At 72.6% G+C, this 13,305-nt stretch carries 13 protein-coding genes; 7 read left to right on the top strand and 6 right to left on the bottom strand.

The annotated features are described in order from the left end of the window. The first annotated feature begins 26 nt into the window (after positions 1–26). Positions 27–734: a dethiobiotin synthase gene (gene bioD / locus ABZ444_RS41925; RefSeq protein WP_358009540.1), complete on the top strand. Its 708-nt coding sequence runs from the start codon at positions 27–29 to the stop codon at positions 732–734. On the opposite strand, the gene ABZ444_RS41920 is transcribed toward bioD, so the two are convergent. Continuing rightward, complete coding sequence (locus ABZ444_RS41920) at positions 731–1,306, bottom strand: hypothetical protein (protein WP_358009538.1); 576 nt, start codon at positions 1,304–1,306, stop codon at positions 731–733. The genes bioD and ABZ444_RS41920 overlap by 4 nt on opposite strands. Before the next feature lie 135 nt (positions 1,307–1,441). On the opposite strand from ABZ444_RS41920, the gene ABZ444_RS41915 reads away from it, so the two are divergent. Genes ABZ444_RS41915 through ABZ444_RS41895 form a run of 5 tightly spaced genes read left to right on the top strand, consistent with a single transcriptional unit; the run spans position 1,442 to position 6,530 of the window. Then, positions 1,442–2,602 carry a histidine kinase gene (locus ABZ444_RS41915; protein WP_358009536.1) on the top strand — a complete coding sequence of 387 codons (1,161 nt, stop codon included), beginning with the start codon at positions 1,442–1,444 and terminating at the stop codon, positions 2,600–2,602. Further along, on the top strand, positions 2,593–3,246 hold the full coding sequence (locus tag ABZ444_RS41910) for a response regulator transcription factor (RefSeq protein ID WP_357985055.1): 654 nt from the start codon (positions 2,593–2,595) through the stop codon (positions 3,244–3,246). Before ABZ444_RS41915 ends, ABZ444_RS41910 begins: the two co-directional genes overlap by 10 nt. Beyond that, a complete protein-coding gene (locus ABZ444_RS41905; RefSeq protein WP_358009534.1) occupies positions 3,243–4,016 on the top strand; it encodes a DUF4097 family beta strand repeat-containing protein in 774 nt (257 codons plus the stop codon). The genes ABZ444_RS41910 and ABZ444_RS41905 overlap by 4 nt, the downstream gene beginning before the upstream one ends. Before the next feature lie 51 nt (positions 4,017–4,067). Continuing rightward, positions 4,068–4,844 (top strand): SAM-dependent methyltransferase, encoded by a 777-nt coding sequence (locus tag ABZ444_RS41900; RefSeq protein WP_358009532.1) that lies wholly within the window; start codon positions 4,068–4,070, stop codon positions 4,842–4,844. A 39-nt stretch (positions 4,845–4,883) separates the two neighbouring features. Beyond that, a complete protein-coding gene (locus ABZ444_RS41895) occupies positions 4,884–6,530 on the top strand; it encodes an acetolactate synthase (protein ID WP_358009530.1) in 1,647 nt (548 codons plus the stop codon). A 4-nt stretch (positions 6,531–6,534) separates the two neighbouring features. Here ABZ444_RS41895 and ABZ444_RS41890 read toward each other — a convergent pair whose 3' ends face one another. Beyond that, complete coding sequence (locus ABZ444_RS41890; RefSeq protein ID WP_358009529.1) at positions 6,535–8,247, bottom strand: protein kinase; 1,713 nt, start codon at positions 8,245–8,247, stop codon at positions 6,535–6,537. A gap of 239 nt (positions 8,248–8,486) precedes the next feature. Here ABZ444_RS41890 and ABZ444_RS41885 point away from each other — a divergent pair, with 239 nt between their 5' ends. After that, the gene (locus ABZ444_RS41885) at positions 8,487–8,870 is read left to right on the top strand and encodes a thioesterase family protein (RefSeq protein WP_358009527.1); all 384 of its coding nucleotides are present in this window, start codon (positions 8,487–8,489) and stop codon (positions 8,868–8,870) included. On the opposite strand, the gene ABZ444_RS41880 is transcribed toward ABZ444_RS41885, so the two are convergent. The 4 genes from ABZ444_RS41880 to ABZ444_RS41865 form a co-directional block, all read right to left on the bottom strand. Beyond that, positions 8,860–9,072 carry a biotin/lipoyl-binding carrier protein gene (locus tag ABZ444_RS41880; protein ID WP_358009525.1) on the bottom strand — a complete coding sequence of 71 codons (213 nt, stop codon included), beginning with the start codon at positions 9,070–9,072 and terminating at the stop codon, positions 8,860–8,862. The two genes, ABZ444_RS41885 and ABZ444_RS41880, sit on opposite strands and share 11 nt — an antisense overlap. A gap of 42 nt (positions 9,073–9,114) precedes the next feature. Then, a complete protein-coding gene (locus ABZ444_RS41875) occupies positions 9,115–10,494 on the bottom strand; it encodes a biotin carboxylase N-terminal domain-containing protein (RefSeq protein ID WP_358009523.1) in 1,380 nt (459 codons plus the stop codon). A 99-nt stretch (positions 10,495–10,593) separates the two neighbouring features. Next, positions 10,594–11,892 (bottom strand): HD domain-containing phosphohydrolase, encoded by a 1,299-nt coding sequence (locus ABZ444_RS41870; protein ID WP_358009521.1) that lies wholly within the window; start codon positions 11,890–11,892, stop codon positions 10,594–10,596. Beyond that, a complete protein-coding gene (locus ABZ444_RS41865) occupies positions 11,889–13,244 on the bottom strand; it encodes an HD-GYP domain-containing protein (RefSeq protein ID WP_357985082.1) in 1,356 nt (451 codons plus the stop codon). The genes ABZ444_RS41870 and ABZ444_RS41865 overlap by 4 nt, the downstream gene beginning before the upstream one ends. Positions 13,245–13,305: the final 61 nt, after the last annotated feature.

Below are 13,305 nucleotides of genomic sequence, written 5' to 3'. Positions count from 1 at the left end.
CGGACGGCGGCTTCTAGGCTGGGACGATGAGCGTTCTCGTCGTGTCCGGCACCGATTTCGGCGTGGGCAAGACCGTCGTGACGGCCGCGGTGGCCGCCCTGGCCAGGGAGCGGGGGGCGTCCGTCGCCGTGGTGAAGCCGGCACAGACCGGCGGCGGGCGCGACCTCGACGACGTGATCCGGCTCTCCGGGGTGAGCACCACGTTCGAGCTGGCGCGCTTCGGCGAGCCGCTCTCGCCGGCCGCCGCGGCGCGGGTGGCCGGGGTGCCGCCGGTGTCGCTGACGGCCGCCGCCCGGTTCGTCGAGGAGCTGGCCGAGAGCAACCGGCTGGTCGTCGTGGAGGGCACCGGCGGCCTCCTGGTGCGGTTCGACGAGGACGGCGCGACGATCGCCGACCTGGCCCGGCTGGTGGGCGCGCAGGTGCTGGTGGTGGCGGGGGCCGGGGCCGGCACGCTCAACCACACGGCGCTGACCCTGGAGGCGCTGGCGCACCGCGGGCTCGACCTGGCGGGCGTGGTGATCGGGCGCTGGCCGGAGGAGGCCGGGGTCACCGAGCGGAGCAACGTCGCCGACCTGGAGATGCTGGCCGCGCGGCCGCTGGCGGGAGTGCTGCCCGAAGGGGTCGGGCGACTCGGCCGCGAGGCGTTCGCTCAGCCGGCGCGCGAGGGGCTGGGCGCCACGCTGGGCGGTTCCTTCGACCCGTCCGCCTTCAAGCGGCGGGTGGGGGTGCTCTAGCAGGCGGCCTCGGGCAGGCGGCAGACCTTGACGGTCATCCGGCGCGCCTGGTCGATCAGCCCCCGGAAACCCTTGAGCGGCAGGCTTCTCGTGGGCCAGGCCGACTCGCCGACGATGTAGAGGGCCGCGCCGCGCCTGACCGCGACCGCGTGCTCGCCGCTCTCGAAGAACCGGCCGCCGGCGCGCAGGGCGTCGTCGCCCACGTCCAGGGGCTTGGTGAAGTAGCGGTGGCGGTTGACGCCCTTGCCCACGTCTGCGCAGCGCCTGAGGTCCGCGCGCAGGATGCGCATGGCGGCCTTGGCGTGCCGGACGCTCCGGTAGACGACGAGCTGCTCGTACTTCATCTCGTCCTCGCTGGAGTAGCGGACGGCCCGCGCCTCCAGCCGGCCGCCGTCCCGCCGCCGGTAGGACAGGCACGGGTCGAGCTGGAGCGGCAGCGCGACGGAGTTCTTGACGGTGTAGGTCTCCCACTGCTTGGCGGGCGGGTGCTTCTCCAGGAACAACATGCCGTGCGGTAACCCGCCCAGGACCGTGGACGCGGCCGCCAGCGCGGCGACCCCTGCTGCGAACATCCGAACCTCCCCTTGCTCTGTTTTGGAGTGAGATGTTCGGTATGCGGCAATTGTTCGAGGGTGGGGCTAGCTCTACCGTCCACCGGCACACCAGGCCCATTTCGTCAGGGTCTGGTGGGTCAATACCTTTGACGGATGAAAGTCCCCCGTCCCTGGTCGGCGCGCGCCTGGCTCGACACGTCGCACGTGATGATCGGGCTGCCGGTCGCCGTGGTGCTCGGCGGGCTGACGCTGGTGCTGGCCGTGGCCCCGCCGGTGCTGCGACGCGGCGTCCCGGTGTTCACCCGGGTGCAGCGGTCCAGGTTCGCGGCCTTCCTCGACGTACGCATCCCGCCGCCGGTGGCGCCGGCCGGCTGGCGCAGGGCGGCCACCTGGCGGCAGATCGCCTACCACCTGCTGTCGCCCTTCGTGGGCGCGGCGGCGGCCTTCCTCGTCGCGCTGGCGTGGGGCGGGGCCGTGGTGGGGCTGCTGTCGTTCGTGCCGCCGCGGGTGCAGGCGCCGCCGCTGGTGTTCCTCGTCGATCTGCGCGATCCGGTCATCGTGGGGATCTCCATGGCGACCGGCCTGGTGCTGCTGCTGCTCGCCCCGGTCCTGGCCAGGGGCATGGCGGCGCTCGACCTGTCGGTGGCGCGCACGCTGCTCGGGCCCAGCCGCAGCGAGCTGGGGCAGCGCATCGAGACGCTGACCGAGAGCCGGGCCGGCGTGATCGACGCCGCCGACGCCGAGCGCCGCAGGATCGAGCGCGACCTGCACGACGGCGCCCAGCAGCGCCTGGTCTCGCTCGCCATGAACCTCGGCCTGGCCAGGGCCACCCTCACCGACCTGCCCGAGCCCGCCCGTGAGGCGATCGAGCGGGCCCACGAGGAGGCCAAGCAGGCGCTCAAGGAGCTGCGCGACTTCGTCCGCGGCCTGCATCCGGCCGTGCTCAACGACCAGGGGCTCGACGCGGCGCTGTCCGGCGTCGCGGCCCGTGCCCCTCTCCCCGTACGCCTGCGCGTCGACATCGACCGGCGCGCCTCCCCGACCATCGAGGCGGTGGCCTTCTTCATCGTGTCCGAAGCACTGACCAACATCGCCAAACACTCCGCCGCGACCAGGGCCGAGGTGACGGTCCGGCGCGAGCGCGACCGCCTGCACGTGCTCGTCCACGACGACGGCTGCGGCGGCGCCCGGCTCGACGGCGGCACCGGCCTGCGCGGCCTGGCCCAGCGCATCGACTCCGTGGACGGGACGCTGCGCCTGTCCAGCCCGTTCGGCGGGCCGACCACGATCGAGGTGGAGCTGCCGTGCGAGTAGTGCTGGCCGAGGACTCCGTCCTGCTGCGCGAGGGGCTGATCAGGCTGCTCGACGCGTCCGGCATGCGGGTGGTGGCGGCCGTGGACGAGGCCGAGGGCCTGCTGCGGGCCGTCGAGGAGCACCGGCCGGAGCTGGTGATCACCGACGTCCGGATGCCGCCCACGCACACCGACGAGGGGCTGCGCGCCGCTCTCGTGCTGCGCCGCCAGCATCCCGGCCTGGCCGTGCTGGTGCTCTCCCAGTACGTCGAGGAACGTTACGCCGCCCGCCTGCTGGCCACCGCGACCGGCGGCGTCGGCTACCTGCTCAAGGACCGGGTGGCCGACGTGGCCGAGTTCATCGACGCCCTGCGCAGGGTCGCCGGCGGCGGCACCGCCCTCGACCCCGAGGTCGTCGCCCAGCTCCTGCTGCGCGGCGACAGCGACCCGCTGGAACGGCTGACGCCACGCGAGCACGAGGTGCTCAAGCTCATGGCCGAGGGCCGCTCGAACGCCGGCATCGGCCAGGCGCTCGTGCTCAGCGAGGGCGCCGTGGGCAAGCACATCGGCAACATCTTCACCAAGCTCGACCTGCCCCTCGCGGAGGGCGATCACCGCCGGGTCCTCGCCGTCCTGCAGTTCCTCAAGATCAGGAGCATGCCGTGAGGACCATCTGGCTGACGGCGGGGGCCCTGGCGACGGTGGCCGCCCTGCTGCTGTCCGTCCTGCTGGTCTGGAACGGGTTCGCGCGGGCCACCGCGCCGCAGGAGACGCGGGCCAGGTCGGTCCCGTTCGCGCTGGACACGCTGAAGGTCACGACGGGCAGCGGCGAGGTGAACGTCGAGATCGTGCCGGGCCCCGCGGGAGAGCTGACGATCTACCGGTCCGTGGGCTGGACCTCGATCGACCGGCCGGTGATCACCGAGGACTGGAACGGCGACACCCTGCGGCTGGACATCCGGTGCGGGACCGCGCCCCGGCCGGACGGTCCCGTGTGCCAGGCGGACTACACGCTGCTGGTGCCCTTCGAGACCGGGGTCGAGGCCCGGACGACCGTCGGCGACCTCGCGGTCAGCAACGTGGTCGGCGCCGTGCGGCTGACGACCGTGTCGGGGAACGTGCGGGCCGACGGCGTCACCGGCGAGGTCTGGGCCAGATCCGGTTCCGGGTCCGTCTCCGGCAACGCGATGCTCGGCGGCCAGGCCGACGTCGAGACCGGCTCGGGCGACGTACGGCTCGACTTCGCCAACCCGCCCCTCGCGGTCAGGGCCGTCGCGCGGGCCACCGGCGACATCGACCTGCGGCTGCCGCCGGAGACCTACGACGTGACGACCGAGGGCCGCCGCACCGAGGTGGAGGTCGACGCGGCGAAGGGCGCGCCCAGGAAGATCGAGGCGCGGGCGCCGCTCGGGTCGGTCCGCGTCTGCTGCGGATAGTGGAGATCGTCTAGGTTTGTAACCCGAGCGACATCACCCGAAGGAGCCTTCATGGCCGGGATCGACACCAGCGTCCCCCACTCCGCCCGCATCTGGAACTACTGGCTCGGCGGCAAGGACAACTACGAGGTCGACAGGATCGCGGGCGACGAGTTCCTGAAGATCTTCCCGGGCATGCGCGAGGGCGCCCGCGAGTCCAGGGCGTTCCTGAGGCGCACGATCGCGTACCTGACGGCCGAGGCCGGGATCCGGCAGTTCCTCGACATCGGCACCGGCCTGCCCACCGCCGACAACACCCACGAGATCGCCCAGGGCCTCGCGCCGGAGTCCCGGGTCGTCTACGTCGACAACGACCCGCTCGTGCTGGCCCACGCCCGCGCCCTGCTGATCGGCACGCCCGAGGGCGCGACCGACTACATCGACGCCGACGTGCGCGACCCCGGCGTGATCCTCCGTGCGGCCGGCAAGACCCTCGACCTCGGCCGGCCGGTCGCCCTCAACCTGAGCGGCATCATGGGCCACGTCACCGACGACGAGAGCGCCCTCGCGATCGTCGGCGAGCTCCTGGACGCCCTGCCCGCCGGCAGCTACCTGGCGCTCAACGACGGCACGAACGTGCACAGCCAGGCCAACAGGGACGCCCACGACCGGTACAACGACAGCGGCGCGCTGCCGTACGTGCAGCGCAGCCCCGAGCAGATCGCGCGCTTCTTCGACGGCCTGGAGCTCGTCGAGCCCGGTCTGGTGTCGGTCTCGCGCTGGCGACCGGCGACCGCGGGCGTGCCCGACGAGGTGGAAGGCTACGGCGCGGTCGGACGCAAGCCTTAAGATCTGTTTACTCTTATCACTGGTTGGTAAGTTCCCGGCATGGAGTCTGCGAAGCACGCCGGTGACGTCGCCGTCGCCGTGTCCAAGGCCTACGGCGTCGAGACCATGTTCACGCTCTCGGGAGGCCACGTCTTCCCGCTGTACGACGGCGCGGTCCACGAGGGCATGCGCATCCTCGACGTACGCCACGAACAGAGCGCGGTCTTCGCCGCCGAGGCGACGGCCCGGCTGACCAGGAAGCCCGGCCTGGCCGTGCTGACCGCCGGGCCCGGCATCACCAACGGCGTCAGCGGCATCGCGACCGCGCACTTCAACGGCTCGCCGGTGGTCGTCATGGGCGGCCGCGCGCCGCAGTCGCGCTGGGGCAGCGGCGCCCTTCAGGAGATGGACCACCCGCCGCTGCTCGGCCCGATCACCAAGCTGTCGTTCACCGCCTCCGGCGCCGACTCGATCGGCCAGGACGTCGAGTCGGCCTTCCGCACCGCCGTCGCGCCCCAGCGCGGCCCGGTCTTCCTCGACTTCTACATGGACCACCTGTTCGCCCCCTCGCCCGCCCACGAGGTGCACACGCAGTCGCCCTCGCCGCTGGAGCCCGACCCCGACGACCTGGCCGCCATCGCCCGGCTGCTGTCCGAGGCCGAGCGCCCGGTGCTGGTCTACGGCTCCGACGTGTGGATGGACCGGGCCGAGGAGGCAGCGCGCGACTTCGCCGAGAACTGGCGGCTGCCGGTCATCCCCAACGGCCAGGGCCGCGGCATCCTGCCCGCCGGGCACGAGCTGCTCGTCACCCGCGCCCGCGGCCTGGCCTTCTCCCAGGCCGACCTGGTCATCGTGATCGGCACCCCGCTCGACTTCCGGCTCGGCTACGGCTGGTTCGGCGGCAAGGACGGCGCGCCGCCGGCCCGCGTCGTGCACATCGCCGACGCGCCCTCGCAGCTGGCCACCCACATGCAGCCCGCCGCCAAGGCCGCGGGCGACCTGTCGGTGGTGTTGTGGAGCCTCGGCACGGCCTGCGGCGACGCGGGGGTCAAGCCCAGCTCGTACGCCCCCTGGTTGTCGACGCTGTCCGAGGCCGCCGCCGCGGCGATCGAGGACGACGCCGAGCTGCTGGCCGCCGACACCGACCCGATCCACCCCATGCGCATCTACGGCGAGCTGGGCAAGGTCCTGGCCGACGACGCCGTGGTGATCGGCGACGGCGGCGACTTCGTCTCCTACGCCGGCAAGTACGTCGAGCCCAGGCAGCCGGGCAACTGGCTCGACCCCGGCCCGTACGGGTGCCTCGGCACCGGGCTCGGCTACTCCATCGCCGCCCGCCTGGCCCGCCCGTCCGCGCAGGTCGTGCTCCTGCTCGGCGACGGCGCCGCCGGCTTCTCCCTGATGGACGTCGACACCCTCGTCCGCCACCGGCTGCCGGTCGTCATGATCTGCGGCAACAACGGCATGTGGGGCCTGGAGAAGCACCCCATGCAACTCCTGTACGGCTACGACGTGGCCGCCGACCTCCAGCCGCAGTGCCGCTACGACCAGGTCGTGACCGCCCTGGGCGGCGGCGGCGAGCTGGTCACCAAGCCGTCGGAGATCGGCCCGGCGCTGCGCAGGGCGTTCGACTCCGGCATCCCGTACATGGTGAACATCGCCACCGACCCGCAGGTCGCCTACCCCCGCAACACGACGGGGATCTGACCCCCTACGACTTCGGCGTGGCCGTGGGGGTCGGCGACGGCGTCGGCGTCGTGCAGATGCCGTCGATGACGTAGAGCGTGACCACCTTCGTCTCCGGGACCACCGTGCCGCCGGCCGGCACCGTCTTGGTGATCCTGCGGCAGGCGGGGTCGTCGGTGGTCACGGACGAGTCGCGGACGCGCACCAGCAGCCCCGCGGCCTCGACCATCTCCTGCCCCTTGAGGAAGGGCAGCCCGGCGACCTTGGGCACCGTGATGTTCTTGACCGTCGTCGTCGGCGTGCTCGACGGCGACTTGGTCGGTCCCTTCGTGGTGGTCGGGGTGGTGGTGGGCGTGCTCGTCGGCTCCTCGGTCTCCGTCGGCTCCTCGGTCTCGTCGCGCGTGGGCGGCCTGGTGGTGGGCGGCACGGCCGTCCTCGTGGGGGTCCTCGTCGGGGGCTTGGTCTTCGTGGGACCGTTCTTCGTCGGGCCGGGGATGTCGTCGCTGTTGCCGTCGTTGGAGGCCGTGACGGTCGGCGTCGGCGCGCCGGGCACCATGCCCGTCAGCGCGACCGCACCCGCGCCCACGCCGAGCACCACCGCGACCGCGAGGCCGACGACCAGGCCGGTCCTGCGCGGCGCCTTGGCGGCGCGGCGGCCACCCGGGCGGCGCTCGCCGACGGCGGCGGTGGTCTCCTCCGACGAGGCCGGCAGGTGCGCCCCCGTCTGGAACGCGTTGCCCCCGGCCGGCGGCTGTCCTCCCGGGTAGGCGGGCGGCTGACCCGGCTGGTGGGCGCCCGTCTGCTGGGAGTGGCCCGTCTGGTAGGCGCCGGTCTGGTAGGCGCCGGTCTGGTACGACTCGGGCGGCGCGGCCATCGTGGCGCCCGTGGCCGGCGGCGCGATCTCGGCCACCGGCGTGATCGCCTGACCCTGCCCGGCCGCGCGGGCCGCCTCGCTCATGGCCTTCGCCGTCGGGAAACGCCGGGCGGGGTCCTTCGACAGGGCCACCTCCACCAGCGTCCTGATCTGCGGCGGGATGTCCGCGGGCAGCGGCGGCGGGGCCTCGCGGATGTGCTTGAGCGCGATCGTGACCGCGCTGTCACCGTCGAACGGCCGCTGTCCCAGCAGGCATTCGTAGGCGACCACGCCGAGCGCGTAGATGTCCACGGCCGGCGTGACCGGCGCGCCCTCGGCCTGCTCGGGCGCGCAGTAGGCGGCCGTGCCCAGCACCATGCCGGCGTCGGTCAGCCGGTTGGCCAGGTCGGAACGGGCGATGCCGAAGTCGGTGAGCACCAGCGTGCCGTCGCGCTGCACGAGCAGGTTGCCCGGTTTCACGTCGCGGTGCACGATCCCCTGGTCGTGCACCGCCTGCAGGGCCGAGGCGGCCTGCGCGATGAGCTCCATGGCCGCCTGCGGCGGGATCCGGCCGAGCCGGGCCAGCAGCCGGTCGAGCGGCTCCCCGTCCACGAACTTCATCACGAGGTAGACGGTGTCGCCGCTCACCCCGTAGTCGTAGACGTCGACCACGCCGGAATGGTTGATCGTGGCCATCGCCCTGGCTTCCCCCTGGAACCTGGCGACGAATCCCCGATCATCCATGCGGCCTGGGAGCAGCACTTTGACGGCGACGGTGCGGGCGAGCACGATGTCCTCGCCTCGCCACACCTCGCCCATGCCGCCGGCGCCGATGCGGGTATCCAGTCGATACCGCCCCGCCAGCGTCGTGCCTTGGGCAACCATGACTCCCCCGCTACCCCCCTACATCGGTAACCTCGCCCACCCCGCGGTTCTCCAACAAAGCGAACTTTTGTCGCGGTGAGGTAACACAGTGGTCACGGAAACCCCGAGAGTGTACCTGTCCCAGGAGCCCCATATGCCACTCATATGCCGCAAGCCGTACAAACCCTATCCTGGAGCCTTATGGGCGGTGTTGTCCGCGTTTCCTGGAGATCAGAACCGCCCTGGGTAGGCTGACCCCCATGACGCTCTCACCTGGCCTGCGCTCGCAACTGCTCACCATGGTCGAGAGATCCGACACAGCCGAGCGGGCCGGCAGCGGCGACGTGCCCGTGCTGGCCACGCCCAGGCTGCTCGCGCTGGCCGAACGCGCCACCGTCGAGGCCGTGCGCCCGCACCTGGCCGAGGGCGAGACGTCCGTCGGCACCCGGGTCGAGCTCGAACACCTGGCCGCCAGCGCCGTCGGCGACCACGTCGAGCTCACCGCCGAGCTCATCGGCGTGGACGGCCGGCGCCTGGTCTTCGCCTTCGAGGCCCGCGACCGGCAGGGCACGCTCGTGGGCCGGGGCATGGTCGAGCGGGTGGTCGTCGACCGCGCCAGGTTCCTGGCCCGCCTCAGTCGATGACGGCGATCAGGTCGCCCTCCTGGATCACGTCGCCCTCGGCCACCTCGATCTGCGACACCACGCCCTCGTCCTCGGCGAGCACGGGGATCTCCATCTTCATCGACTCGAGGATGACCAGCGTGTCCCCCTCGGAGACCGCCTCGCCCTCCCGGACGACCACTTTCCACACGTTCGCCACCATCTCGGCGCGTACCTCGGCCACCGGTGCTCTCCTCTTCCGACGCCACCAACAATGTCGACCGGGTCAGGCCCGCATTCGCCCGACCAGACCCGTGTCGTAGTCTCCCGCGACGAATGCCGGGTTCTCCAGCAGCTCGGCGCAGAAGGGCAGATTGCTCTTCGGCCCCTCGACGGTGAACTCCGCGACCGCCTTGCGTCCCAGTTCCAGCGCCTCGGTACGGTCGGCCCCGAGCACGCACAGCTTGGCCATCAGCGGGTCGTAGAACATGGTCACCGTGTTGCCCGCCGCGTAGCCGGAGTCGACGCGGACGCCGTCGCCGGCGGGCTCGTCCCAGGTGGTGATGCGGCCGGGCCCGGGCAGGAAGCGCTTGGGGTCCTCGGCGTAGACCCGGAACTCGATCGCGTGCCCCTCGGGCGCCACCGTGATCTCCGGGCTCTCCCCGGCGGCCACACGGAGCTGCAGCTCCACCAGGTCGAGGCCGGTGACCAGCTCCGTGACCGGGTGCTCGACCTGCAGCCTGGTGTTCATCTCCAGGAACACGAAGTCCTGGGCGTCGGCGTCGACCAGGCACTCGACCGTGCCCGCGCCGAGATAGCCGACGGCCTCGCCGGCCCGCACGGCCGCGGCCAGCATGCGGTCGCGCAGCTCGGGGCCGATGCCGGGGGACGGCGACTCCTCGACGACCTTCTGGTGGCGGCGCTGCACCGAGCAGTCGCGCTCGCCCAGGGCCAGCACCCGGCCGTCGGGCAGGCCGAGGATCTGCACCTCCACGTGGCGGGCACGTTCGACGTAGCGCTCCAGCAGCACCGCGGGCCCGGCCAGCGCGTCGCCCGCGCCGCCCGCCGCGGCCGCCGCGGCGAACCGGGCCGCCGCTCTTGCCGCCTGCTCGAACGCCTTGGCCAGCCCGGCGTCGTCACGGGCCACGCTCATGCCGATCCCGCCACCGCCGCCGGCGGTCTTGACCATGACCGGGTAGCCGATCAGCTCGGCCGCGTCGAGCGCCGCGACCAGGTCGGTGACCGGTTCCCTGGTGCCCGCGGCGACGGGCACGCCCGCCTGCTCCATGAGGTTCCTGGCGTTGATCTTGTCGCCCATGCGGTCGATGGACTCCGGCGACGGCCCGATCCACACGAGACCGGCCTCGATCACCGCCCGCGCGAACGCGGCGCTCTCCGACAGGAAGCCGTAACCGGGGTGCACCGCGCCCGCTCCCGTGGCGCGGGCCGCGTCCAGCACCCTGGCGGGGTCGAGATAGCTCTGCGCGGGATCGGCCGGGCCGATCAGCACCGCCTCGTCGGCCTCGCGCACGAACGGCAGCCCGGCGTCGGCCTCGGAATGGACGGCGACGGCACGCAGGCCCATCCGCCTGACCGTACGGATGATCCGCCGGGCGACCTCCCCCCGGTTGGCGATCAGAACGGGTCCGAGCGTCTCAGCAATCACGCGGACAACCCTATGACCGCCGTCGGCTCGTCCCCCTTCCCGTGAAGTACCGATCAACGGAGAACGATCTGTAGAAACCCCACAAAGGTGGGCAATCAGCTAGACGCGGCCTCTGCCGACCACCCGGGCCAGGGCGTCGAGCGCGGCGGCGTCGTACGCACTGCCCGCCGTGAGCCCGATGCGCTCCAGCGCCGCCCCCGACCGGTCGCGATCGGTGGACGGGCCCACCAGGTCGTCGTAGGCGTTGGCGACCCTGATGATGCGGCTGGACAGCGGCGGGTCGTCGGCGATCTCGTCGCACTGCCTCCGGACCACCTCGGCCACCCGGTCGAGCACGCCCGTCTGCCTGATCACCTCGGCCCCCAGCTCGGCGATGCGCCGCGCCTGCTCCGGATCGGCCAGCACGGTGGCGCCGCCCGGGATGGGATCACGCAGCGAGAGCTGGCCGATGTCGTGCATGAGGGCCGCGTACTCCAGCTCCAGCAGCTCGGGCTCGGCCATGCCCAACTCCCGGCCGATGGCCACGGCCAGCCGGGACACCCGGCGCGAGTGGCCGGGCTCGACGTAGCCGCCGACCTCGGTGACCCGCGACAGGGCGCGGACGGTCTGCAGGTAGGTGGCGCGGATGCCGGCGTACTTGCGGAAGGCCACCTGCGTGACCAGCAGCGGTGCGGCGAACACCAGCAGCGCCACCAGGTCCATGCTGTGCGTGGCGAGCGCGAGCAGCACGCCGGAGGCGGCCACCGCGGCCCCCAGCGGGAACGCCATGTTGATCTCGTCGCGCACCGCCACCCGGAACGCGGTGCGCAGCCGCTCGGCCCGCAGCAGCGCCGCGATCAGCACGTCGACCAGCAGCGTCACCGTGATCAGCGAGACCATCACCACGAGCGCCGGCCACCAGGTGTGGGCGCCCGGCGGCGGCTTGGTGAGCTGGTAGAGCGGGTCGGCCAGCGGGCGGAAGGCGAAGGCCAGCAGCGCGCCGGTGAGCAGGCGGCGGGCCATCGCGTCGAGCCGCGGCGGCCGGCCGACGGCCAGGTGGGGCAGCGCGCCCGCGACCATCCCGGCCGCGATCACGGCCACGACCTGCAGCGCGGAGTGGCGCAACTGGTTCTGGCTGAGGTCGAGCAGCAGGGTGTAGCCGAGCGCCGCGGCGGCGCCGATGGGCGCGACCTCCCTGTTGCCCGGCATGGTCAGCCGGGCCAGCTCGCCGACCGCGATCAACGCGCCGAACCCGATGGCGATCTCCGGACGGTCGAGCCCGACGGCCGCCGTGTGCGCCACGCCCGCGACGGCGACCAGACCGGCCGCGCAGATCAGCAGCAACTGGCCGGAGTCGAGCCGGCGCAGGACCGTGGTCGGCGTCCTGTCGGCGCGCCGGGCGCGCTCTGTGGTGGTCATGGCCCGCTCACGACCTGGATCGGCATCGTCGGGTCGTCGTGGTCCTTGATCGTCGCCTCGGCGGCGTCGGGCGGCGGCGCCTCGACCCGGCGCGGCGGCTGCCAGGGATTACGGTCCAGCGCCCGGATGAACGCGGCCACCATGACCGGGTCGAAGTGCGTGCCGGCGCACTTGCGCAGTTCCTCCACCGCCACCTCGACCGGGCGCGCCCCCCGGTAGGAACGGTCGGAGGTCATCGAGTCGAACGCGTCGGCCACCGCGATCACCTTGGCGAACTCGGGGATCTCGTCGCCGGCCAGGCCCATCGGGTAGCCGGTGCCGTCGTGGCGCTCGTGGTGGTGCATGATCCCGGCGTAGGCCTCGTCGAGGAAGCCGATGCCGCGGACGATCTCCAGCCCGCGCATCGGATGGAGCTGGATCGCGGCGAGCTCCCCCTCGGTGAGCGGGCCGTCCTTCTGCAGCACCTTCGTGGGCACGCCCAGCTTGCCGACGTCGTGGAGCATGCCGGCGTAGCGGATGGCGCGCAGGCGTTCGAGCCTCATGCCGATCTCCTCGGCGATCATGCTGGAGGCGAGCGAGACGCGCGTGCAGTGGCCCCGGGTGTAGTAGTCCTTGGTCTCGACGGCCTGGCAGAGCGCGGCGATGGTGGCGTCGTACGAGCGCTGCTGGGCGTGGTACTGGCCGAACGCCCATCGGGCCACGAACAGCGGCATCAGCACCAGCACCGCCGAGATCGACTGCACGGTCGCCCACAACCCGGCCACCAGCAGCCCGAACGTGCCGTAACCGAGGTAGGACAGCAGGAACTGGACCATGCCACGCAGCGGCACCTCCGTGGCCCGCACACTGGTCGCCAGGCTGATCATGGTCAGCGTGAGCACGATGTTGAGCGGCACGAACACGGCGGTCGCGGCGGCGTAGGGGCCGATGAGGCTGTCGAACTCGTTGACCCGCGGCACCCCGACCGTGCCATGCAGCCACTCGTAGACCCAGCCGGAGGCGTAGCCGCAGATGGCGAACTGGGCGCCGTTGAACAGCCGTTTGATCAGCGGCAGCCCCGGCCGCACGCTGACCGCGGCGGTGAGCCCCACCAGCGCCGCGCCCTCCGGCCCGATCAGCACGACCGCGGCCAGCGACGCCGAGAAGCTCACCGACACCGCGAACTGCTCCACGTTGAGCAGCGTCGGCATCGACTCGCACACCAGGAAGAGCAGCGCGAGCACCAGCAGGATGTCCAGATTCTCCGGCGCCACGAGCGGGCCGGAGACGATCGCGCTGTGCCCGATGAGAGCGGCCGCCGCCGCGATCACGGCGACCAGGTAGACCCTCGCGGGCCAGGGCAGGTCACGCATTGCGGCCCCCTACGGCGGTCAGGTCCAGGAAACCCCTGGCGGAAGCGCGCCGATGCCGGCC

This window comes from Nonomuraea sp. NPDC005730 (assembly GCF_040630865.1).
Classification (GTDB): domain Bacteria; phylum Actinomycetota; class Actinomycetes; order Streptosporangiales; family Streptosporangiaceae; genus Nonomuraea.
The sequence above is the reverse complement of the archived record's forward strand: the minus strand, read 5'-3'. Positions and strand labels throughout refer to the sequence as shown.

What these genes read in the sequence shown, in the direction of transcription:
- ABZ444_RS41865 (WP_357985082.1), bottom strand. Translation starts at nt 13,244, where the DNA reads ATGCGTGACCTGCCCTGGCCCGCGAGGGTCTACCTGGTCGCCGTGATC.
- ABZ444_RS41890 (WP_358009529.1), bottom strand. Translation starts at nt 8,247, where the DNA reads ATGGTTGCCCAAGGCACGACGCTGGCGGGGCGGTATCGACTGGATACC.
- ABZ444_RS41900 (WP_358009532.1), top strand. Translation starts at nt 4,068, where the DNA reads ATGGCCGGGATCGACACCAGCGTCCCCCACTCCGCCCGCATCTGGAAC.
- ABZ444_RS41895 (WP_358009530.1), top strand. Translation starts at nt 4,884, where the DNA reads ATGGAGTCTGCGAAGCACGCCGGTGACGTCGCCGTCGCCGTGTCCAAG.
- ABZ444_RS41885 (WP_358009527.1), top strand. Translation starts at nt 8,487, where the DNA reads ATGACGCTCTCACCTGGCCTGCGCTCGCAACTGCTCACCATGGTCGAG.
- ABZ444_RS41915 (WP_358009536.1), top strand. Translation starts at nt 1,442, where the DNA reads ATGAAAGTCCCCCGTCCCTGGTCGGCGCGCGCCTGGCTCGACACGTCG.
- bioD (WP_358009540.1), top strand. Translation starts at nt 27, where the DNA reads ATGAGCGTTCTCGTCGTGTCCGGCACCGATTTCGGCGTGGGCAAGACC.
- ABZ444_RS41870 (WP_358009521.1), bottom strand. Translation starts at nt 11,892, where the DNA reads ATGACCACCACAGAGCGCGCCCGGCGCGCCGACAGGACGCCGACCACG.
- ABZ444_RS41920 (WP_358009538.1), bottom strand. Translation starts at nt 1,306, where the DNA reads ATGTTCGCAGCAGGGGTCGCCGCGCTGGCGGCCGCGTCCACGGTCCTG.